Raw genomic sequence first — 21,778 nt, forward strand, 5'->3', positions numbered from 1 at the left:
TTTTTTAAAGGGCATATTTTTTATTTAAGCAGAGAGTCATTCTGATTTTGCCATTTTTGACAAACGAATTGACTCTCCATTTCTTTTTGGCCAGTCAGACTGGCCGGTTAATTGGAAGGCGATTGACTCGTCTCAAGTATCAGCAAACTGCCATCGTCTTCCACATCAGCAATAGAGCTAAGCCGCCGCCATTCTACCCAGCATTTCCAGTTATGACAAAAAGTCTTTTAAGCCGGCTTCTCACTTAACTCAAACGCACTATGCAGACTTCTGACGGCAAGCTCCAGATATTTTTCATCAATCACAACGGAAACTTTAATTTCCGATGTGGAAATCATCTGAATATTGATCCCCTCTACAGAGAGAGCCTCAAACATCTTACTGGCAACACCGGCGTGAGAACGCATACCAACCCCAACGATGGAGACCTTGGCAATTTTGTCGTCACCCTTCACTTCTTTAGCCTCAAGCTCCTCAGACAGTCTCACAAGGATTGCCTGAGCCTTCTTGAAATCATTACGGTGAACCGTAAAAGTGAAATCAGTGTGATTATCTGCGCCAACATTCTGAACGATCATATCCACTTCGATATTGGCATCGCTCACCGGCTTCAGAATCTTGGAAGCCACACCAGGAATATCAGGCACGCCTGCAATTGTCAGCTTGGCTTCATCACGGTTGAACGCGATACCTGAAACAATGGGTTGCTCCATATTGTCGTCATCCTCTATGGTAATCAGCGTGCCCGGCCCTTCCTGAAAGGAATGCAGCACACGCAGGGGAACATTGTATTTACCGGCAAATTCAACTGAACGAATCTGCAGTACCTTGGAACCAAGACTGGCCATCTCCAGCATTTCTTCAAACGTTATCGTGTCCAGCCGACGAGCACTGTCAACAACACGGGGATCCGTAGTGTAAACACCATCAACGTCGGTATAAATCTGACACTCATCCGCTTTCAATGCCGCCGCCAGTGCAACAGCTGTCGTATCTGAGCCTCCGCGGCCCAGCGTGGTGATATTGCCACTTTCATCAACACCCTGGAATCCGGCGACCACCACCACACGACCGGCAGACAGGTCCGCCTGAATGTTGTGGTTATCGATATCCAGAATCCTCGCCTTGGTATGCGAATCATCAGTGAGAATGCGAACCTGAGGTCCGGTATAGGACCTGGCCGCAACACCGCGCTTGTGTAGAGCCATACACAAGAGAGCAATTGTAACTTGCTCTCCGGTCGACACCAGCACATCCATTTCTCTTGCGGTCGGCTCCTCCATAATCTCGTTAGCCAGCGAAATCAGGCGGTTGGTTTCGCCGGACATCGCCGACACCACCACCACAATATCATCGCCCTGATCACGGAACTTTCTTACTTTTTCCGCAACCTTTTCGATGCGATCCACTGACCCGACAGAGGTACCACCAAATTTTTGAACCAATAGGGCCATAAGCTTTTATCTTACCCTTTTATCTATTCCAGAAATTTTGAGTGATTGAGTTACTGTTTTTCGACCCACCCATAAACAGATGCCAGCGCTTCATCCAGCTTGGCAACATCAGTACCGCCACCCTGAGCCATATCAGGGCGACCGCCACCTTTACCACCAACCTGCTCTGCAACCAACTTCACCAGATCACCAGCTTTCACTTTACCGGTTTCTGATTTTGTCACACCGGCCACAATGCTGATTTTTCCATCCTCAACAGATGCCAGCACCACAGCTCCCTGACCAAGCTTGTTCTTCAACTGGTCCACAGTATCCATCAGCGCCTTTCTTTCTACACCATCCAGTCTGGCCGCAAGCACTTTCAGTCCATTAACATCCTTGGCTGAAGCTGCCAGATCGCCACCAGCTGCTGCTGCCAGCTTTGACTTTGCTTGCTCCAAATCCTTTTCCAACGCACGATTGCGCTCCATCAATGCCTTCACCTTCTCCAGCACTGATTCACGACTACCTTTTACAAGACCCGCAATCTCTTTGAGAGACTGCTCTCCCGCCTTCACCCAGCGCTCCGCATTCTGGCCGGTTACCGCCTCAATTCGACGAACACCGGAAGAAATACCCGATTCGCTGGTAATCATAAACGATCCGATATCACCAGTACGCTTGACGTGAGTCCCACCACAAAGCTCAACGGAAAAGTCGTCCTCCCCCATCGCGAGCACACGTACGGTCTCGCCATACTTTTCGCCAAATAGCGCCATAGCGCCACGCTTCTTGGCAGACTCCATATCCATCAATTCAGTGGAGACATCAGCATTGGCTCGGATCTGGTCATTAACGATCTCTTCAACCTGACGCAATTGCTCAGGCGTCACCGCCTCATAGTGAGCAAAGTCAAAACGCAATTTCTCAGCATCGACCAGCGAACCTTTCTGTACAACATGTTCACCCAGAACTCGACGCAAAGCTTCGTGCATCAGGTGCGTGGCAGAGTGATTAAGCGCAGTCGCCTGGCGCTTGTGTCGATCCACTTCCACCGACACCTGATCTCCCTGACTGATACGACCTTTACTCACCCGTCCGATATGAAGGATAGCCGCACCTTCTTTTTGAGTATCTTCTACCACAAACTCACTGTCGCCAACCTTGATCAAGCCAGTATCACCAACCTGACCACCGGATTCTGCGTAGAACGGCGTACGATCCAGCACAAGAATCCCCTTCTGACCAGACTCAAGCGCTTGAACGCCCTGACCATCAACAAGCATAGCCTCAACCTGATGAGATCCGCTTAATTCACGATAACCCGTAAACTCAGTGGCCACATCAAGATCCAGCCCGGCGTTGTAATCCACACCGAACTTACTGGCTGCACGCGCCCTTTCACGCTGAGCTTCCATGGCCACTTCGTAGCCATCAATATCCAGCTCCAGGCCACGCTCACGAGCAATATCGTTAGTCAGATCCACTGGGAAACCGTAAGTATCATATAGCGTGAACACTGTTTGCCCGGGAATGACACTTCCCTCAAGTTCAGCAATATCCTGCTCCAACAAACGCAACCCCTTATCCAGGGTTTTGGCAAATTGCTCTTCCTCCTGCTGGAGAACTTTTTCAATCTGTTCACGACCTCTAGCCAACTCCGGGAAGGCATCTCCCATTAAATCCACCAGGGCACCTACCAGCTTATGAAAGAATGGCTCTTGTGCACCAAGCTTATTTCCATGTCGAGCAGCACGGCGAATAATGCGACGCAACACAAAACCACGACCTTCATTGGAAGGCATGACACCATCAGCGATCAGGAACGAACAGGAACGGATGTGATCCGCAATAACGCGCAATGAAGACTCGGTTGTCGCCACACCACCCAACACCTTGGATGCAGCATTCAACAGATCCTGAAACAAATCGATTTCATAGTTGGAATGAACGTGCTGCAGCACAGCTGAAATCCTTTCCAGCCCCATCCCGGTATCAACGGAAGGTTTTGGAAGAGGCAGCATCTCGCCATCGGCCTGGCGATTGAACTGCATAAAAACCACGTTCCAGATTTCGATATAACGATCACCATCTTCATCCGGGCTGCCGGGAGGACCACCAGCCACTTCAGGACCATGATCAAAGAACACCTCTGTACAGGGACCACAGGGACCGGTATCACCCATCTGCCAGAAGTTATCCGAGGCATATTTGGCGCCTTTGTTGTCGCCAATTCGAACAATTCGATCAGCAGGCACGCCGATATCTTTATTCCAAAGATCGTAGGACTCATCGTCCTCAGCGTAGACAGTGACCCATAATTTTTCTGAGGGGATGTTCAGCCAATCCGGGGAGGTCAGAAAGTCCCAGGCAAAGTGAATTGCCTCTTTCTTGAAATAGTCACCAAAGCTGAAGTTACCCAGCATTTCGAAGAACGTGTGGTGACGAGCAGTGTAACCGACATTTTCCAGGTCATTATGCTTACCGCCGGCACGAACACACTTCTGTGACGTGGTTGCTCGGGAATAAGAGCGCTTGTCTTTCCCCAGAAAAACATCTTTAAACTGGTTCATCCCCGCATTGGTAAATAACAGGGTTGGATCATCTGCAGGCACCAGTGAGCTACTGGACACGATTTCGTGACCGTTCTGCTGGAAAAACTTCAGGAAAGCATTACGTATATCAGAGCTCTTCATCATCGTTCCGTTCTTCGGAGTTCAATTATTATGGGTGACGGGCCAGCCTTAATCCCAGGCGCAGAGCCCACCGAGCGGCGTACTTTAACACAGAATCATGAACGTAAAAACGGGCACTGACGGGCGAAGCGGCGGGCCTGGGCTTCATCTGCGACAGTCTTCGGCTTCATCTGCGACAGTATAAACGGGATTTTCAGCAGAAATAGACGAGATTTTCAGCGCAACGCACTGAAAATGTGGAAAGCACCACAAAAAAAAGGCCCCTGATGGGGCCTTCACTTACGGAATGGGCAACCAAAGATTAAAAAGCTCTCAAGCAGACAGTTGCCCCAACAATTGGCGAGCAAAGTCCATAAATTGCTCATTGTTCGCCCTCTCTACCTCAACACGGCTTACCAGACGGTCCATCACCTGCTCAATTAAACTGACAGAGTCACTGAACTGGCCAGCCTGTGCCAGCGCTCCAGCAAATTTCGGCACTTGGTCGGCCAACGGCTGGAATCTCTCAGCCGCAGGAGACCGACTTGACTGATAGGCAACACCCACCTGCTCATAACGGGTACTACTCATGGATACGGCATAGCTGGCAATTTCTGACATATCCACATCCAACTCCAGTGCTGCCGAGAAAGCGCTATCGAGATCCCCAGCAAAGAATGATCCGGCTATCTCCTCAATCTGCGCCAACATTTCTCCCAAAGCCGCCAACTCTTCATCATCCAGATCCCCCTCAACCAGCAGTTCAAAACCACTGCTTTCAAAGGAACTGCGACTCATCCCCAGGTATTCATTCTGCCCCCGCCCGGCATAGATTGCAGAGGTTTCACTTCCCGATGCCGCCCCAACATAAACAGTCACTTTATCACCATCCCGAGTGGTCACCGTCAACCCAAGATCATTCGCTGCCAACTCGGTCCGGTTATACGCAAAAGCCTGGGCCAGCCTGGACAGACCTGAACCATCAACAGACGACTGACCGGCATCATCCGAGGACGCATCATCCTCAGCCGCCTGCCCAGCCTGAGAACTTTGAGCAACCACTGAATCTTCGTCTACCAAGTCAACCCCATCCGGAATAGAAGCCTCATCACCTTCGGCATTACCATTCGATTCATCAACGAGATATTTCTCACGCAAATCAGCCAACCCGACTTGTATCAGGCCATATCCTTCATCAATATCAGCTTGCAACTCTTCAGTAACCAACCCTCTTGCTTCCAGCTCCTCAAGCGCTTCACCATAGCCAGTATCAATACCTTCAACAGCCTGAGCAAAAAGACTCTCCAACTCCTCCTGAGAGGCACCGCTCTCAGCTTCGCGTGCAATACGCTGCTCAACAAACCCCAGAATCCGGTTGGCTACATCCTGCGGCGAGGGAACTTCGGCCTGATAGGAAGGAGCTTCAGAAGAACGAAAATCCGACAAACGACCGGACATTCTGGCTTCGAATACCTGAGCACTAAACTGCCGCCTTTCCGCAAAGAATCCTTCAGACGACAAACTGATTTGAGTGGATGAATATTCTGCAGAAAAGGAGAAATGACTGATAGAGAGCGCGTTTCCGTTACCCAGCCCATTGGAATGCTGCGGCGGATGCCCCCCACCATGACTAAAACCGGCAACAAATTGATTTAACGACCCGATACCCTGAAACATAGCCCGTCCTCCCGAAGGTTGTAACTTTATATCGGCATGCCTACAAAAATCTTTAGAAACGTTGCCTTATGAAAACACCTCCTCTTACAACTCTGACTTATCAAATTCACCCGACAAATATTCAAGACCCAACCGACCAAATGCGCCCTTTCAATGCAAGCTCGACCAAACAACTTATGCTATATTGCGCCTCCATTTAAGATTACAGGCATAAGACGTTCGACAATGAAGCCAGCATCGGTCAAACAATTCCCCGAAGCCCCAACCTCACTCAGACCCGCTCCACTATGGAGGCGCTTTGCCGCCATGTTTTACGACGGCATTCTGCTGATCGCCATCTGGTTCGTCACCACAATGGTTTACCTGTTGTTAAAAGGCATGATAATCGGACTGGATGCCATGAAAGTTCTGGCGGAAAGTGATAAAGGCCCTGGCGATCCGCTTCTGACCATTTGTCTGTTTATATCCACCTACTATTTTTTCGCCTATTTCTGGACCCGGATCGGACAAACTCTCGGGATGCAGGTATGGCGTATCCGAGTGCAGAATAAAGACGGCTTTAAAATCAACTGGAGCCAAAGTCTGCTGCGTTTTTTTGCGGCATTAGCCTCCGCCGCCTGCCTGGGCCTTGGCTATCTTTGGATGCTCTGGGATAAGGAAAAGCTAACCTGGCCTGACCGCGCATCCATGACAAAGATTGTTTACATCCCTTCTGAAAAAAATAAGAAATCACAGGATGGCGCCACTCACCCAGCAAATGAAAACGACAAAAAACGCTGAACCAAAAAGTAGAAACCACGTTTTTTCCGGAAAAAGTTTTCACCACATCAAAATTGGTCTATAAGGGATATCCGAAATTAGCTGATTGTTGACATTAAATTTCAATTAAGCTGGAATACCCCAGAACCGCAAACGAAGCGAGTCTTTCTGGAACCGCTGATTTGGATGGGACAAGGGCGCCTTAACAGGCGAAAGTTCCACATGATAGTCTGCGCTTAGTACGCATTCGTTCAAGGAAAATTCAGAAAGAAGGTTGAAAAAAATAACAACACGTTCCTGTGCGCGAGCAAGCATTTAGGACAAAACAGTAAAGCGGTCTGGTTCATATGAACATAGATACATCTAATCAACACACGAAGTCTGGCATTGCTGACGCCCTCGCCTCTTCGCTATCCTATCTGGATGATTTCCTCGCTACGCGCTTGTCTTTGAGCGAAGTGCTCGACGAGTAGCACCCCCAGCTCCCAAATCAAATCATGGAACCCGTCACTGAGCATCGTTGCGAGCATTCTGGATCGATAACCAGCATCGCAGCCGTCAGTGTCCAGGTATTCGCACACCTTGTTCAGGTGGATAAATTTTTATTACTGGAGTCTGCATATGACTGAAGTAGCCCCACTAGTCGTAAAAGATGTACACAAAAAGTTCAATGAACTTGAAGTACTTAAAGGGGTTTCTCTGCAAGCACAAAAAGGCGACGTTATCTCTTTGATTGGATCTTCCGGATCAGGCAAAAGCACCTTTTTACGCTGCATCAATCTTCTCGAAATTCCGACCTCGGGCGAAATCGAGGTGCACGGAGAACAAATCAAATTCATGACGACCCGCAAAGGTGAGCGCAAACCTGCAGACAACCGCCAGGTGGAAAAAATGCGTTCCCGCCTCTCTATGGTATTCCAAAGTTTCAACCTCTGGTCGCACATGACCGTGCTCGACAATGTGATAGAAGCCCCTATTAATGTGCTGGGCATCAGCAAGAAAGAAGCGATGGAGCGGGCCGAATCCTATCTACAAAAAGTCGGTATTTGGGAACGTCGTAACTACTACCCGGCCCAGATGTCAGGCGGACAGCAACAACGTGCAGCCATTGCACGGGCGCTTGCCATGGAGCCAGACGTCATGCTGTTCGACGAACCCACATCAGCACTGGACCCTGAACTCGTTGGCGAAGTCTTGAAGGTTATGCGATCCCTGGCCGAAGAAGGCCGCACCATGATCGTCGTCACCCACGAAATGGCCTTTGCCAAAGACGTGTCCGGCCACGTGATGTTTCTGCATCAAGGCCGGATAGAAGAAGAAGGACCACCAAGCAAGGTATTTGAAAACCCTGATTCGGAACGTGTCCGTCAATTTCTTGCACCCAAGTATTAGCGGGCGCAGGTTATACCCCAAACCAAATGAAAGACGTTGGAGTCAATACAATGAAAAAACTGCTTATCTCTGTAGGTTGTGCGCTGTCACTGGTTGCCGGCCAGGCACTGGCAGACAAATGGGACACCGTTCGTATCGCTGTTGACGTACCATATGAGCCGTTCGAGTACAAAAAGCCAGACGGCACCCTGACCGGTTTTGAAGTTGAGCTGGGTAATGCTGCCTGCGAAGAAATCAAAGCCAAGTGTGAATGGATCGTTCAAGCCTGGGACGGCATCATTCCAGGCTTGCTCGCACGTAAATACGACGCGATCATGTCTTCCATGTCCATTACCGCTGAGCGCGCAGAGAAAGTCCTTTTCTCTGAAGGGTACTACAACACCCCGACAGCGTGGTTCGGCAAAAAAGAAAACGCCTCACTGGACGTTACTTCCAAAGACGCCCTGAACGGTAAAACCATCGGCGTTCAGCGCGGCACTGTTCAAGACAATTACGCCACTGAAAACTTCGGTTCTGTCGCTGACATCAAGCGCTACAGCACCGCAGACGACCTGGTTTTAGACTTACAGGGCGGACGCCTGGACGTTGTTGTACTGGACTTCCCAGTTGGCGAACAAACCATCATGAACGATGACAAATACGACCAGATCGGCGAGCGCTTCCAACTGGGTGAAGGCATCGGCATGGCATTCCGTAAGCGTGACAAAGAACTGGCGGCCAAATTCAACGCAGCTCTGGACAAGCTGAAAAAGAATGGCACCTACGACACCATCATGAAGAAATACTTCACTTACGACATCAAGATTTAACCGTCCAATTACCCGGCCCAGTTTTTTTGGGCCGGGCTTCTAAGAGCGTAACAACATGATTGAATACCTGTTCGATTTCCACGGCTACGGACCCTCAATCTTCAAAGGTGCCATCATCACCATTGAGGTCGGCTTTCTTTCCCTGATACTGGCACTGTTACTGGGCCTGCTGGGAGCGTCAGCCAAGTTATCCAATAACCCCGTCTCCAGAGGAGTTGGCACGCTCTACACCACGATCATCCGCGGCGTTCCCGATCTGGTATTGATGATGCTGATTTATTTCGGCGGACAAGTCCTGATCAACAACTTTACCGATTGGTTGTTTGTGCAATTTGAGATCGACATATTCATCAATATTGACCAGTTTGTAGCAGGTGTCATTGCCATTGGATTCATATTTGGCGCCTATATGACCGAAACCTTCAGAGGCGCCTTTCTGGCAGTAGACAAAGGACAGATTGAAGCAGGCTATGCCTATGGCATGTCCAAATGGCAGGTTTTCACCCGGGTCATGTTTCCCCAGATGATGCGCCACGCACTCCCCGGACTTGGCAACAACTGGCTGGTCATGCTGAAAACTACTGCCCTGGTATCCGTTATTGGCCTTGCCGACATGGTCCGTCTGGCGACAGAGGCCTCCAAGGCTGTACACCAACCATTCAAGTTTTTTATTCCCGTAGTGCTGGTATACCTGGCATTAACCACTGTTTCAGAGTGGTTTATCAAGACCATGGAACGCCGTTACAGCACTGGCGTAGTTAAGGGGTGAGGTTTATATCATGGAATGGTTAGAACAAATATTATCCAGCAACAGCGTATTCAAGCTGTCCACTTTCGTGGAATACTGGGGCGGACTGACCCAAACGGTTCAACTGGTATTTCTATCACTTGTCATTGGCCTGTTACTGTCATTTCCCCTGGCCTTGATGCGCTCAAGCGACAATCCATATCTGTCACGCCCAGTTTGGCTGTTCACTTATGTATTTCGTGGCACACCTTTGATAGTCCAGCTTTACCTGATCTATTATGGCTCCAGCTTCACACTGCAAGACACTTTCCTGTGGCCTGTTTTTAAAGAAGCCTTCTATCCAGCCCTCATTGCCTTCGTTCTAAATACTGCGGCCTATACCACTGAAATTCTCAGGGGCGCTATAGTCACCACACCAAGAGGCGAAATCGAGGCAGCTAAAGCCTACGGTATGAGCTGGTGGAAAAGAACCCATAGAATCATCGTACCCAGCGCATTTCGCCGCGCACTGCCGGCGTACAGCAATGAAGTCATCTTCATGCTCCACGCCAGCGCCATTGCCTCTACCGTCACTATTCTTGACTTGACAGGTGCAGCCTACAACATTTATTCCCGTTACTATGCACCGTTCGAGGCCTTTATATTTGTGGCTTTTGTTTATCTCCTTATTTCTTTCAGTATCATTTACCTCTTCAAACACCTGGAAAACAAAATGATGGCTCATATGAAGCCTGCAGAAGCCAAATAACCGGAGTATCACTCCCCTGTTTATGAATACACTGTTTGCCCCTCACCCTGATTTTCTCCACCAGACTCTGAACCACGACAAACCGGCAACGCCGGTTTTGTCGCTGGATTTCGGTACAATCAACATTCCTGATACAGGCTTTCTGATCTTCAGAACTCCAGAGGGAACCAGCAACAAAGTCGTCATTTCCGCTGGCGTGCATGGCAACGAGACAGCCCCAATAGAATTAGTAAATCAACTGGTAGACGATATCATCGCGGGACGATTAATTCCCAAAATCGATTGCCTGTTTATTCTTGGCAATCCCGAAGCGATGAATGCCGGCGAGCGCTTCGTAGATTCAAACCTGAACCGCCTGTTCACGACTCATGATACCGCAACGCCCACAAACGACATCGAACACACACGAGCCAGACTCATTATGGCTCAGACAAAGGCGTTCCTCAGCGATGCAGGACACAGCATCCACTACGATCTGCACACAGCAATTCGCGACTCGTTCTTCGAGAAGTTCGCGATATATCCGTATCTACCTGCCCGCACCTGCTCCCCTACACACATTCATCTACTGGGGCACAGCGACATCCAAGCCATTCTTTTGCAAAATAAGCCATCTACCACATTCTCAGGCTGGACAGCGGCCACTTTTGGCGCCGAGAGCTTCACTGTAGAGCTGGGCAAGGTCGCCCCATTTGGACAAAATGACCTCGACAGACTTAAAGGGATTAGCGAAACAATCCGACGGCTGCTTCAGAGAGATTCATACAACACCTTGCCGGACAAACTCCCGATTCAGTTTCAGGTTGTCGACGAAATCACCAATACCGGCGCTTCATTTGAATTGTGCATTGAAGAAGACACTGCCAACTTTACAGAGCTGACGTCCGGATACGTTATTTGGCGCGACGCCAATACCGAATACCGGATAGGTGAAGAGTCTCTGTATATTGTGTTCCCCAACTCCAAAGTCGGACCAGGACAACGGGCCGGCCTACTGGTAAAACCTATGGCCGGGATCACAATAGCCTAAAGCACAAGCACCGAACGAAAGGAAAATAACAGATTGGCTATGTGGCGCGAGCTATTCAGCAATCGGCAGTAGAAAATAAAAGGTACTGCCACCCAGCTCGTTAGGCTGATAGCCAATCTCACCACCATGCGAATGAATAATGGACTGACACAGGGTAAGACCAATACCCATGCCTGATTTTTTCGTTGTAAAGAAAGGACTGAACAGACTCTCCCTGAACTCCTCTTTCACCCCAGGGCCAGCATCTGAGACATCAAACCGCACTTTGTTTGACCCCTCTAACACCTGGACAGAAAAATCTATGGTGCCCTCGACACCCGCCTGCTCCATTGCTTCCATTCCGTTTCTCAGAAGATTCAACGCAACCTGCTGAACCTGGATCTCCTCCACATTCAGATTAGGCAGATTTTCTGCAACCTTGGTCACCAATTCGATGCCATGCTCCTTGGCCTCAATTTCCGCTAATTCGATGATATCGTGAGCCAGTTGCTCACCAGTCACAATTTCCTTGCCCTGCAAAGGCTTCTTCACAAAGTCCCGAATATGCTGAATAACCTGACTGGCACGCAAGCACTGACTTTCAATTTTTTCCAGCGTACTGGTCATTGACTCCCTGTCCAGATCCTCCGCTTTTGAGATCCTGGCAGCAAGACGGACATAATTAACGATGGCCGTTAACGGTTGATTGACCTCATGGGCAATCCCAGCAGCCATCTCCCCCATCATACTCAGACGGGACACATGAGCCAGCTGCGCTCTCTGGGCATCAAGGCTTTGACGGGCACGCTCCAGTTCCTGCTCCTGCTCCAGCTCTTCACTGATATCATGAAACACCACCACAGCGTGAGTAGAGAAGCTTCCCGAGCTGGTTGAGGCCGCACTGAAGGCGACAGGGAACACCGTACCATCCAGCCTTGAGAACATGGCATGACCAATTTTAAGAGACTCGCCGTTGGTCAAAACTCGCTGCAAGCGCTCTGTAATACGATCCAGATCGTACTCATTATCGCCCTCTGGAATATGACTGTGATTAAAGTGCAGGTTAGTAAAGCTCTGCCCCAGCAACTCACTTTCTTCACAACTATTCATGCGACAGGCGGCAGGATTGGCAAAGATAATCTGACCTTTGCGATTAAGCCCATAAATCCCTTCACTCATCGCTTCCAGAATACTGGTCTTATCTGTCTGGAGTTCGAGATTTTTCCACTCCAGCTGCTGCTCAAGACGATGGATTTTGAGGTGAGTCTCCACCCTCGCGATGACTTCTTTTATCTGGAACGGTTTGGAAATGTAATCGACACCGCCCGCATCGAAACCGATCACTTTGCTATCGGTATCATCCAGAGCAGATAGGAAAATAATGGAAGACCGTGCGGTTTCGGGATCCTGCTTAAGCACCCGACAGACTTCAAAGCCGTCCATACCGGGCATCATAACATCCAGCAGAATCAGATCCGGATGTGATTTCTTGACAATACTGACCGCTTTCTCACCGCTGTCAGCCACAAGAAGCTTGTAGCCGCGACCATCCAATGTTTCGTAAAGAATCTTCAGATTAGCGGGATTGTCATCGACCAGCAGTATTTGATCTTGACGGGAAACCTTCTTGATCACATTAATTGCTGCTGTCGCCATATACCACCGAAATTTTGCCTAGACTTGCGACTATAGTCAGGGCTTCCGGGGCGAAATATACGCGAAAACACCTATACAAAATGGCCGCCCCCATTTGAACAGCCATACACAAGACCTATACCAAAGAGCTTAAGAGCGCGCCGCCAGAACCATTTGAACCAATTGCGCCAGAGAATGGGTTCCCATTTTCTGCATCACTCTTGAGCGGTGAATTTCTACCGTCCTCTGGCTGATATCCAGCTCGATTGCGATAACTTTGTTGGCATTACCCTCAATCATCATATCCATAATCTCAAGCTCACGAGGCGTCAGTGACTCAATTCGCTGCTTCAGCTTCTCTTTGTATTTCAACGCCTCCTGCTGCTCAGCATCCATACTCAAAGCCTGCTTGACCTTTTCCAGCAAGTCTTCTTCCCGATAGGGCTTCTGGACAAAATCTACAGCGCCCAGCTTCATCGCCTCCACGGCCATGGCCACATCCCCATGACCTGTAACAAAGATCACCGGAATGGCACACCCCATCTCCAGCAACTTCTTATGCAGCTCCATTCCTGTCATTCCAGGCATCCGTATATCCAGAATCAGACACCCGGACAGATTTACCACATCCTCTTCCAGAAACGCCGCTGCGTTCCCGTATCCTTTGGTGGCATACCCTTCCGCTTTCAAAAGCAGCAGCAACGAATCTCTGACTGGTTCATCATCTTCAACTACATATACGGTCTGGTTGAGTTCGCTCATTAAAACTTCCCCGGCTATTTTTTATCTTTTGCGTCGAGAAACGCCAGCTAAGTACGTTGTTTTCAACAACCTGTTAGAGTCTGTTGACTCTATACTATGTAACACATAATCCCCGAACTGCCCATTAGGCATTCCGGGATGTTTTCAATGCAGGACCTCATAATCCGTTTTGTGGCAACATAAACGGCCCGCCTGATGCACTGTATTTTCAGGGTTGCGGTTCTGACATCAGCAACTGGGGATCCAACCGGGTATTAAACCAGTTGATCCGCCAATCCAAATGCGGCCCTGTCGCCCTGCCTGTTGCCCCCACTCTGGCGATCGCATCCCCCTGTTTAACTTCTTGCCCCTCTTCAACCAGAATGGCATCCAGATGAATAAAAGTCGACGTTATGCCATATCCATGATCCATGATCAGAGTGCCGCCGGAAAAAAACATATTATTGTGGGCCAGGACCACCTTACCTGAAGCCGGGGCAATCACTTCTGCCCCCCTGGGGGCCGCAATATCCAATCCAAAATGCGGACGCCGTGGCTCTCCGTTGTAGAACCTCTGACTGCCATAGACACCAGTGATCGGACCTTTAGCCGGCCAAATAAAAGTTTCCAGAAAGTCCTCCCTTACCGACGCCCCAGCCCTGGCTTTGGCGACCATGGAGTTTTCCCTGCGGATTCGCTTCAGGTCCTCTTCATTGGGAGACATGATTTTTTTGGAAATACCCTCAATATACTGGATATCATAATCCCTGGGTTTCACCTCAAGTTCCCTAAGCGCTTCAGTGCCATTTGGGTACTTTATCTTCAATTGATGGGTATTTTCTGAGTCTCGACCAAACCCGAACACAAAACGCCCATCCGGCGTAACCTTCACCACCTCATCATTCAACCAGACTTGACTCCCTTGTGGAGCTCGCCCGATCACCATACCGCCTTGAACCAACTCCCCCTGCAACTCCAGAAGGCTTCCCTGTCCAGCACTATCTGTCGCCCATACCTGTAGCGCCAACATAAACATTGCTGACACCACGAGCATCTTCTTTACAGTAAAATGCAACAAAACCTCACCCTAAATTGACTCAGACCAGTCACAGGTCATTACCGACACACTATAATCTCTATTAGCCACAGCATCATAACGGCAGAACCCGACAGGTCAAACAACTAGCGAGTCATTTATCTATAAATAAGGGAAACTTACTAGGATCTGTTGACGTTTTACTGGAAACTCCTGCTGAGTGCAGACTCACATGAGTGCACCAAGGGTTATAATGGATATATGCGGCAAGGCAAACTGTAGGAGGTCATCATGACTCACCTAAATCCTCCAGATTTTTATCCGACCCATTACTGGCATGAGCTGGAAGACGGACGCCTGCAATGCGATGTATGCCCCCGGGCCTGCAAACTCAGAGAAGGACAACAAGGGTTGTGCTTTGTCAGGGCGCGGCATGACAACGCTGTCGTACTCACCAGTTACGGCCGCTCCAGCGGCTTCTGCATTGACCCTATCGAAAAAAAACCGCTGAACCATTACCTGCCGGGCACGCCAGTGCTGTCTTTTGGTACCGCAGGGTGCAACCTGGCCTGCAAATTCTGCCAGAACTGGGATATGAGCAAATCTCGGGAAATGGACACCCTGGCCGACCAGGCAATGCCGGAAGAGCTGGTCCGCACAGCAATAGCCCACGACTGCCGCAGCATCGCCTTCACCTACAATGATCCGGTCATCTTTATGGAGTACGCCATGGACGTAGCGGACCAATGCCACAAACATGACCTGGCAGCCATCGCCGTTACCGCCGGCTACATGTGCCCACCACCCAGAGAAGAGTTTTATCGACACATTGATGCTGCCAATATAGACCTGAAAGCCTTCACTGAAGAGTTTTATCGCAAGACTTGCGGTGCCGGCTTAAGTGAAGTTCTGGACACGCTGCTCTACCTCAAACATGAGACTTCTGTCTGGTTTGAAATCACCACCCTGCTGATCCCCGGTTACAACGATTCAAATCAGGAAGTGGAGCAAATGAGCCAATGGATCTCCGACAAGCTCGGCCCTGATGTCCCACTTCACTTTTCAGCGTTTCACCCGGACTGGAAGATGATGGACACTCCGGCCACTCCGGCCGCCACCCTAACCAGGGCCAGGAATATTGCCATGCAGCAAGGACTTCATTATGTCTACACAGGCAATGTTCATGACTCCCGGGGCGGTAGCACATGGTGCCCCAATTGCGACCTCTGCCTGATCGAAAGAGACTGGTACCGGCTGGGTGCCTGGAATCTGGACGCCAACGGATGTTGTAACAACTGTGGCACCCGGATACCAGGTCGATTCGAAGCCAGTCATGGAGACTGGGGACCAAAAAGACTCCCCGTCGCCATACATCGGCATTAAGCGCTTCCGTTTAACCCATCGCCCAGACCGGTTATCATGCGCGCCAGATTCCATTTTCAGCGGAACAAACATGACGTTACTATCTACGGGCTCTCGCATGTCTGCTGTTAGCGCGCACATACCTACTGCCAGTGAACATATGCTTGAGACCCGAATTGATATTGAACTGGGGCAGATCAATCTTATTTCCCCAATTATTGAAGAAGAGATTGATATCTATGAAGTGCTGACGCAATCGCTGGCCTGGCGTAAAGACAGCATCAGGATTCGCGGAAAGCTGGTAGACATACCACGATTACAGGCCTGGTATGGAGAGCCTCACTGTGTCTACACCTACTCAGGACTGACAATGGCACCAGAGCCTTTCCCTCCGATTCTGAAACACTTGAGAGACATCGCCCAGGACAAGGCAGGGGCGCCGTTTAACTGCGTACTTTGCAATTGGTATCGGGATGGCCAGGACAGTGTGGGATGGCACTCAGACAACGAGCCTGAGCTAGGCAACAACCCGGTTATTGCCTCCTACTCTTTCGGGGCTACCCGTCGATTTCTGATCAAACCCAAGAAAGGTAACCACCGGGCGTCCGCGATTGAATTACCACATAATTCACTCTTGATTATGGGCGGCGCGATGCAGCATCACTGGAATCACCAGGTTCCCAAAACAGATAAACCGGTAAGCGGTCGTATCAACCTGACATTTCGATACATCCGCAATTTTTGATAATTTATCCGAAAAAACACTAAACAAGGAGCCAATGTGGCTGAGGAAATCAAGCGTTCCCGCCTGAGACAAAAGCTTTACATCATTATTTTTCATGCCAACACCCCTTTGGGCAAAGCGTTTGATATCGCGCTTATCGCAGGCATTCTGATCAGTGTACTGACCGTCATGCTGGACAGTGTAAAGGCCTTGCATGAACAATACGGAAACTGGTTTATGGTGGCGGAATGGACGTTCACCATACTGTTTACCATTGAATACCTGGTACGTATTTACTGCATCGAACGCCCCATCAGATACATATTCAGCTTTTACGGCATTGTGGACCTGATATCGATCCTTCCCAGCTATCTGAGCCTGCTGATTCCCGGCAGCCAATACTGGCTGGTCGTCAGAATATTGAGAGTATTGCGAGTATTCCGGATACTTCGTCTGGCCCGGTACGTTTCTCAAGCTAATCTGCTGATGCACGCCATCCGACAGAGCCGCCAGAAAATCACCGTATTCTTCTTTTCTGTCATGGTGCTCGTAACAATCTTCGGCTGCATCATGTACATGATCGAATCCCCCCAGAGCGGGTATACCAGCATCCCCCGCAGCATTTATTGGGCGATCGTGACGCTGACAACCGTTGGCTATGGCGACATTTCCCCCCAATCAGATCTGGGACAAGCCATCGCTGCGATGGTCATGCTCATGGGTTACGCCATTATTGCCGTCCCCACAGGCATATTTACCGCTGAGCTATCCAATGTACTGCGGGGAGATATAAAGCAGGTCGACTGCCCCCAGTGCAAGAAGGCACTCCATGACAAAGAGGCCGTTTATTGCAGCCAATGCGGGGAGGAGCTAGTGACAGCGTCAAGCTAGAGAGCCTCAGAAAAACGCAGACAAGGCCGCCAGCGCAAGAAAAATTGGCATTTTGAGCCAACTTTTGAGGCCGCAATGACAGCACAGATAGTTAGAAAAGCCGGGATCGCAGTTCCATCTTTAGCGGTTATTGCGGTCCCGGAGGAAGAAATGCCACCCTGGGTGCGGGAGTCTTACGAATGGCGCTTCTTATCGATCGCCGCCAGCTGCTTGAGCCGGTGCTGAACTTTCCCATACACCGTATTCTTGGAATAGGTTCCTTTCTCGTTCGGGTACCCCACCTTGATCCCTGTCAGCAATTCAATCGCTTCTGCCACGGTTTTCACTGAATAGATAAAAAACTGCTTTTTCTTGCAGGCATCCTGCACTTTCTGGTTCAGCATCAGATTACTGACATTCTGATCAGGGATAATCACCCCCTGCACCCCACTTAGCCCTTTAATACAGCAGGATTCGAAAAAGCCCTCAATTTTTTCATTAACGCCGCCCACCGGCTGAGCTTCGCCAAACTGATTCATTGAACCGGTAATCGCCAGACTTTGGCTGATGGGCACATCCGCAATTGAGGAAATCAGGGCACAGAATTCGGCCATGGAAGCACTGTCACCGTCCACCTGATTATATGACTGCTCAAACGTGATACTGGCGCTGAGCTTGATCGGGTCTGACTTGCCGAAAGTCGATGCCAGATAAGACGAAAGAATCATCATTCCCTTTGAATGGATGGCACCAGCCAGCTTCACATCCCTTTCAATATCAATCACCTCACCACTTCCATAGGCCGTCGTGGCAGTGACCCGACTCGGAACACCAAACTCATGATCCCCGGTATGGAGCACCGAGAGAGCATTGATCTGGCCGACCCTTGCACCTTCTGTATCCAGCAGCGTGGTGCCGTCACGTATACTGTCAAAAACCTTGTCCCGGATACGACTGGAACGAAACTCCGCACTATCCAGTGCCTTATCCACGTGCTCAGCATGCAACATCTTCGCATTTGCCTGACGAGCCCAGTAATTACTCTCTCGCAGAAGATTCGCGATATCGGCAGCATGCAGGGAGAGTCGGTTTTGATCTTCCGCCACCCGGGAACTGTGTTCAATAATGCGCATAAGCGCCTTACGGTCACAATGCAGCAGATTCTTGTCCCGAATCAGCGAAGTGATAAAACGGGCGTAAAGCTTCTGGGATTCCGGCGTACGCTCAATCTCGCTTTCGAAATCCGCCACGACTTTGAACAACTCACTGAAATCAGGATCGTATTGCTGCAACAGCAGATAGGTTTCGCGGTCGCCGAACAGAACGATTTTCACTTCAAACGGCATCGCCTCAGGTTCCAGCGAGATGGTGCCGGAAAGCGTCAGTTCTTTTTCGAGCGTATTGATAGACACATTACCCGAGCGCAGTGCCCGCTTGATCCCATCCCAGACAAAGGGCTGCTCCAACACCTTGATGGCATCCATCAACAAATAGCCGCCATTCGCCCGATGAAGAGCCCCGGGCCGAATCAGTGTGAAGTCTGTAAATACCGTCCCCTTATAAGTCACACTCTCGACAGCACCAAACAGATTGTTATAAGTGGGGTTATCCTCCACCACAATCGGAGCATGGCCGGTGGAGTCGTGATGCACCATAACATTGATCTGGTAACGTCTGGGCAGCTTGTTATCCATTGTTGCCGCCGCCAAAGCGGCCTGCTCTTCCCCATCCTCCAGGAACACTTCCACATTTTTGAGAATGTCCTCCTGAACACTTTCCAGATGAGAAACAACCTCCTGGTACTGCGAATATTTCTTGATCAGTGCCGCAATCAAGTGCTCTGACACCGCCAGGGCAACCTCTTCATTCAGCCCCTGCTGTTTGTCGGCATATTCCTGCTCCCATTGGCTGAGCTTGCGCAATACATTCCGCAAGCGCTTTTCCAGCTTGTTGATCGCATCCTCGAATTCCTGCTGCTTGCTCTCAGGCAACGCTGCAAAAGATTCCGCATCGTAGGCATTCTCACCGTCGGTTGCGACCAGCCGGTATCCCCCAGGCGTGGTAATGGTGAGACTGATATTCTGCTTCTTGGCGGCATTCGCCACCCGCGCCAGCGCTTTTTCCTGTTTTTGCGCCAACTCGTTCTTCAGTTGCTCCGAACGCTCATAATAAGATTCATTATCAAAAGCCTGAGGAACCCCTTTCTGTAACCGGGTCAACAGTTGCTCAATATCTTTCTTGAGCGGCATTCCGACACCTGCCGGGAGCCTCAGAACCTTTGGCGAGCGCACATCGTCAAAGTTATTGACGTAACACCAGTCGCTTGCCACCGAATCCGAGCGTTTCTTCTCCAGGTACCGCATAATCATGGTGCGCTTGCCCAGCCCATTGCGTCCTGTGGCATATATGTTGTAGCCACTGTCCATCATGGAAATGGCAAACTGCACGGCGTCCTGAGCTCGGCTCTGACCGAGAATCCCCTCCAGCGGTTCCAGATTACGAGTGGAAGTAAAGTTAAAGTCTTTGGTCAGACAAGGCTTATATAAGCTCGACAGTGGTAGGGCTTTGGCAGACTTCATCATGAGATATACAGACGTCCGGTAGTGAAATCATTATATTTGAGATGCTTCAGCACCCTGAAAATCCAGGAACCAGAGCATAACGAAGTTGGAGCTTGCTTTCGGTGAAGTGTAACCAATTCGACATGGCGTAAAAACCAGTTTTTGCAGGGGATTTTTCACCAAATACTCGCATCTCCCGACATTTTCGCGCAAAATTTAACCACCCGTTAAAGAATTCATGCATCCTGCCGATAAAATGAACAGAGTCTTGTGAATTTAGATAAACGGTTCTTAAGAGAACTCATAGACAAGAAAATATAAAGTACAACAACAGGGCGTGGAAAAATCAAAGGTTGATTAACGCGCAGCAGATACCAGACCAGGTAGCCTCTGAAAAGCCGTTAAACTGCTATGACAAAGCAGGTGTTTATTCAGACGCTCCTTAGACTTCGAGCATCGATTACAAGAACAATCCATTGATCTCGATAGCAACTGTGTAGGCGATAAGAAACCGGACGCGAAGCCGGTAATTTCAGGAGAATTTCCGGCCGAAAGGTTGAATCAGTACTTATGAAGGACTAGCCGACATGATTAATATCGACTCAAGAAATAAACCGGTGGTACAACCCTCCTCCCCTAACCTGCGACAGGCCAAGCAGGTGGAGTCCACCCCAACCCAGGCCCCCATCAAAGAAAGGGAACCCAGTGACCGCCGCATGGTGCCGGATCGCCGTCGTCGTAACGATCCCGAGTATAAAGGGTCAGAAAGGCGCCGCCGGAAAGACCGACGCAAACCTGAACTTTTAAATGCCAAAGACGGTTCTCCGGAAAATATTTCTCAAAGAAGAGGCCGCTTAATTAACACTTCTGTGTGACATTTCACATTTTTTACATTAAATTTCTATTTCGCCGGTTAGATAGGTCGCTTGATTCATACCTGATTACAACCATCTCTCCGGCCGCCTCAACGGCAACATATAAGGGGTATCCCTTACACAAAGGTTTATGTACAATGAAAGGCCCTGTCAGCAACACCCTTCCTTTAATCGGACTCTGTGTTGGCAGATAAATGGAATAAAAACAATACTAAGCACTCTTTAGGCTATGCGAGATTGTATTTTCCAGCGCCACTTTGAGCGGCGTATAAAAACCAGGCATAAAGCGCCATTTTTGTCGGTGACAGCCAACTTTGTCGGTCTGTTCAGCCGCTCCAGACACCCGTTGAGCGTCAAGTGTGTCGACTTCAATCGATACGGCATGGCCATTACCAGCGAGCACAAACTAAAACCCGGCGACAAACTGGAGTTCAGTTTTCGCGGTCGTTACATCACTGAAGACGGTATACAGGGAGTGGTCACCAGCATCTCAGAAGTTCCTACACCCGAGACTTCAGCAGCTCAGAACTGCGCCAGAAGCAGCTCTCATCCCACCTACCGTTACGGTATTAAATTCAGCTATTGCCAGTCTCCCAAGGACTACAGCCGCGATGTCGATAATGCCCTTTCACGCATTGAAGGCCTGTTCGGGCAGATCGGCCAACGCGTACAGCCTCAGGCAGGCTGAGCTGTCTCCCAATTAATGCAACCGTTGAGATTACAA

At 49.7% G+C, this 21,778-nt stretch carries 18 protein-coding genes; 11 read left to right on the plus strand and 7 right to left on the minus strand.

Annotated features, from left to right (window positions below):
• Positions 1-227: 227 nt before the first annotated feature.
• From F566_RS0128630 to F566_RS0128640, 3 genes are all read right to left on the minus strand, one after another.
• Complete coding sequence (locus F566_RS0128630; protein ID WP_020410487.1) at positions 228-1,454, minus strand: aspartate kinase; 1,227 nt, start codon at positions 1,452-1,454, stop codon at positions 228-230.
• A gap of 50 nt (positions 1,455-1,504) precedes the next feature.
• Positions 1,505-4,129 (minus strand): alanine--tRNA ligase, encoded by a 2,625-nt coding sequence (gene alaS, locus F566_RS0128635; RefSeq protein ID WP_020410488.1) that lies wholly within the window; start codon positions 4,127-4,129, stop codon positions 1,505-1,507.
• Positions 4,130-4,441: 312 nt separating this feature from the next.
• Positions 4,442-5,785: a DUF5610 domain-containing protein gene (locus F566_RS0128640; protein WP_020410489.1), complete on the minus strand. Its 1,344-nt coding sequence runs from the start codon at positions 5,783-5,785 to the stop codon at positions 4,442-4,444.
• Between the two features lie 225 nt (positions 5,786-6,010).
• Between F566_RS0128640 and F566_RS34405 the strand changes: the two genes are divergently transcribed.
• The 6 genes from F566_RS34405 to astE all read left to right on the plus strand — a co-directional run bounded on the left by F566_RS34405 (position 6,011) and on the right by astE (position 11,271).
• Positions 6,011-6,565: an RDD family protein gene (locus tag F566_RS34405; protein WP_051085448.1), complete on the plus strand. Its 555-nt coding sequence runs from the start codon at positions 6,011-6,013 to the stop codon at positions 6,563-6,565.
• A gap of 600 nt (positions 6,566-7,165) precedes the next feature.
• A complete protein-coding gene (locus F566_RS0128655; protein WP_020410492.1) occupies positions 7,166-7,936 on the plus strand; it encodes an ABC transporter ATP-binding protein in 771 nt (256 codons plus the stop codon).
• Between the two features lie 50 nt (positions 7,937-7,986).
• Positions 7,987-8,745 carry a transporter substrate-binding domain-containing protein gene (locus tag F566_RS0128660; RefSeq protein WP_020410493.1) on the plus strand — a complete coding sequence of 253 codons (759 nt, stop codon included), beginning with the start codon at positions 7,987-7,989 and terminating at the stop codon, positions 8,743-8,745.
• A 67-nt stretch (positions 8,746-8,812) separates the two neighbouring features.
• On the plus strand, positions 8,813-9,514 hold the full coding sequence (locus F566_RS0128665) for an ABC transporter permease (RefSeq protein WP_026180392.1): 702 nt from the start codon (positions 8,813-8,815) through the stop codon (positions 9,512-9,514).
• A gap of 10 nt (positions 9,515-9,524) precedes the next feature.
• Positions 9,525-10,241 carry an ABC transporter permease gene (locus F566_RS0128670; protein ID WP_020410495.1) on the plus strand — a complete coding sequence of 239 codons (717 nt, stop codon included), beginning with the start codon at positions 9,525-9,527 and terminating at the stop codon, positions 10,239-10,241.
• A 22-nt stretch (positions 10,242-10,263) separates the two neighbouring features.
• Positions 10,264-11,271, plus strand: coding sequence for a succinylglutamate desuccinylase (gene astE, locus F566_RS0128675; RefSeq protein WP_020410496.1), 1,008 nt, complete (start codon positions 10,264-10,266; stop codon positions 11,269-11,271).
• 51 nt (positions 11,272-11,322) lie between these two features.
• Here astE and F566_RS0128680 read toward each other — a convergent pair whose 3' ends face one another.
• From F566_RS0128680 to F566_RS0128690, 3 genes are all read right to left on the minus strand, one after another.
• Positions 11,323-12,906, minus strand: a complete 1,584-nt coding sequence (locus F566_RS0128680) for an ATP-binding response regulator (protein ID WP_020410497.1) — start codon at positions 12,904-12,906, stop codon at positions 11,323-11,325.
• Between the two features lie 129 nt (positions 12,907-13,035).
• A complete protein-coding gene (locus F566_RS0128685) occupies positions 13,036-13,647 on the minus strand; it encodes a response regulator transcription factor (RefSeq protein ID WP_020410498.1) in 612 nt (203 codons plus the stop codon).
• A gap of 208 nt (positions 13,648-13,855) precedes the next feature.
• Positions 13,856-14,680 (minus strand): M23 family metallopeptidase, encoded by an 825-nt coding sequence (locus F566_RS0128690; protein WP_211210723.1) that lies wholly within the window; start codon positions 14,678-14,680, stop codon positions 13,856-13,858.
• Between the two features lie 273 nt (positions 14,681-14,953).
• Here F566_RS0128690 and amrS point away from each other — a divergent pair, with 273 nt between their 5' ends.
• The 3 genes from amrS (at position 14,954) to F566_RS0128705 (ending at position 17,639) form a co-directional block, all read left to right on the plus strand.
• Positions 14,954-16,045, plus strand: coding sequence for an AmmeMemoRadiSam system radical SAM enzyme (gene amrS, locus F566_RS0128695; protein WP_020410500.1), 1,092 nt, complete (start codon positions 14,954-14,956; stop codon positions 16,043-16,045).
• A gap of 70 nt (positions 16,046-16,115) precedes the next feature.
• Positions 16,116-16,769 (plus strand): alpha-ketoglutarate-dependent dioxygenase AlkB family protein, encoded by a 654-nt coding sequence (locus F566_RS0128700; protein ID WP_245555325.1) that lies wholly within the window; start codon positions 16,116-16,118, stop codon positions 16,767-16,769.
• Between the two features lie 36 nt (positions 16,770-16,805).
• Positions 16,806-17,639 (plus strand): ion transporter, encoded by an 834-nt coding sequence (locus tag F566_RS0128705; RefSeq protein ID WP_020410502.1) that lies wholly within the window; start codon positions 16,806-16,808, stop codon positions 17,637-17,639.
• Between the two features lie 173 nt (positions 17,640-17,812).
• Here F566_RS0128705 and F566_RS0128710 read toward each other — a convergent pair whose 3' ends face one another.
• A complete protein-coding gene (locus F566_RS0128710; RefSeq protein WP_020410503.1) occupies positions 17,813-20,200 on the minus strand; it encodes a Lon protease family protein in 2,388 nt (795 codons plus the stop codon).
• A 566-nt stretch (positions 20,201-20,766) separates the two neighbouring features.
• Between F566_RS0128710 and F566_RS0128715 the strand changes: the two genes are divergently transcribed.
• Together F566_RS0128715 and F566_RS0128720 are read left to right on the plus strand one after the other, a co-directional pair.
• Positions 20,767-21,054 (plus strand): hypothetical protein, encoded by a 288-nt coding sequence (locus F566_RS0128715; RefSeq protein ID WP_020410504.1) that lies wholly within the window; start codon positions 20,767-20,769, stop codon positions 21,052-21,054.
• A gap of 229 nt (positions 21,055-21,283) precedes the next feature.
• On the plus strand, positions 21,284-21,742 hold the full coding sequence (locus F566_RS0128720) for a hypothetical protein (RefSeq protein ID WP_020410505.1): 459 nt from the start codon (positions 21,284-21,286) through the stop codon (positions 21,740-21,742).
• Positions 21,743-21,778: the final 36 nt, after the last annotated feature.

This window comes from Hahella ganghwensis DSM 17046 (assembly GCF_000376785.1).
GTDB classification, from domain to species: domain Bacteria; phylum Pseudomonadota; class Gammaproteobacteria; order Pseudomonadales; family Oleiphilaceae; genus Hahella; species Hahella ganghwensis.

What these genes read in the sequence shown, in the direction of transcription:
- F566_RS0128630 (WP_020410487.1), bottom strand. Translation starts at nt 1,454, where the DNA reads ATGGCCCTATTGGTTCAAAAATTTGGTGGTACCTCTGTCGGGTCAGTG.
- alaS (WP_020410488.1), bottom strand. Translation starts at nt 4,129, where the DNA reads ATGAAGAGCTCTGATATACGTAATGCTTTCCTGAAGTTTTTCCAGCAG.
- F566_RS0128640 (WP_020410489.1), bottom strand. Translation starts at nt 5,785, where the DNA reads ATGTTTCAGGGTATCGGGTCGTTAAATCAATTTGTTGCCGGTTTTAGT.
- F566_RS34405 (WP_051085448.1), top strand. Translation starts at nt 6,011, where the DNA reads ATGAAGCCAGCATCGGTCAAACAATTCCCCGAAGCCCCAACCTCACTC.
- F566_RS0128655 (WP_020410492.1), top strand. Translation starts at nt 7,166, where the DNA reads ATGACTGAAGTAGCCCCACTAGTCGTAAAAGATGTACACAAAAAGTTC.
- F566_RS0128660 (WP_020410493.1), top strand. Translation starts at nt 7,987, where the DNA reads ATGAAAAAACTGCTTATCTCTGTAGGTTGTGCGCTGTCACTGGTTGCC.
- F566_RS0128670 (WP_020410495.1), top strand. Translation starts at nt 9,525, where the DNA reads ATGGAATGGTTAGAACAAATATTATCCAGCAACAGCGTATTCAAGCTG.
- astE (WP_020410496.1), top strand. Translation starts at nt 10,264, where the DNA reads ATGAATACACTGTTTGCCCCTCACCCTGATTTTCTCCACCAGACTCTG.
- F566_RS0128680 (WP_020410497.1), bottom strand. Translation starts at nt 12,906, where the DNA reads ATGGCGACAGCAGCAATTAATGTGATCAAGAAGGTTTCCCGTCAAGAT.
- F566_RS0128685 (WP_020410498.1), bottom strand. Translation starts at nt 13,647, where the DNA reads ATGAGCGAACTCAACCAGACCGTATATGTAGTTGAAGATGATGAACCA.
- F566_RS0128690 (WP_211210723.1), bottom strand. Translation starts at nt 14,680, where the DNA reads ATGCTCGTGGTGTCAGCAATGTTTATGTTGGCGCTACAGGTATGGGCG.
- amrS (WP_020410500.1), top strand. Translation starts at nt 14,954, where the DNA reads ATGACTCACCTAAATCCTCCAGATTTTTATCCGACCCATTACTGGCAT.
- F566_RS0128700 (WP_245555325.1), top strand. Translation starts at nt 16,116, where the DNA reads ATGACGTTACTATCTACGGGCTCTCGCATGTCTGCTGTTAGCGCGCAC.
- F566_RS0128710 (WP_020410503.1), bottom strand. Translation starts at nt 20,200, where the DNA reads ATGATGAAGTCTGCCAAAGCCCTACCACTGTCGAGCTTATATAAGCCT.
- F566_RS0128715 (WP_020410504.1), top strand. Translation starts at nt 20,767, where the DNA reads ATGATTAATATCGACTCAAGAAATAAACCGGTGGTACAACCCTCCTCC.
- F566_RS0128720 (WP_020410505.1), top strand. Translation starts at nt 21,284, where the DNA reads ATGCGAGATTGTATTTTCCAGCGCCACTTTGAGCGGCGTATAAAAACC.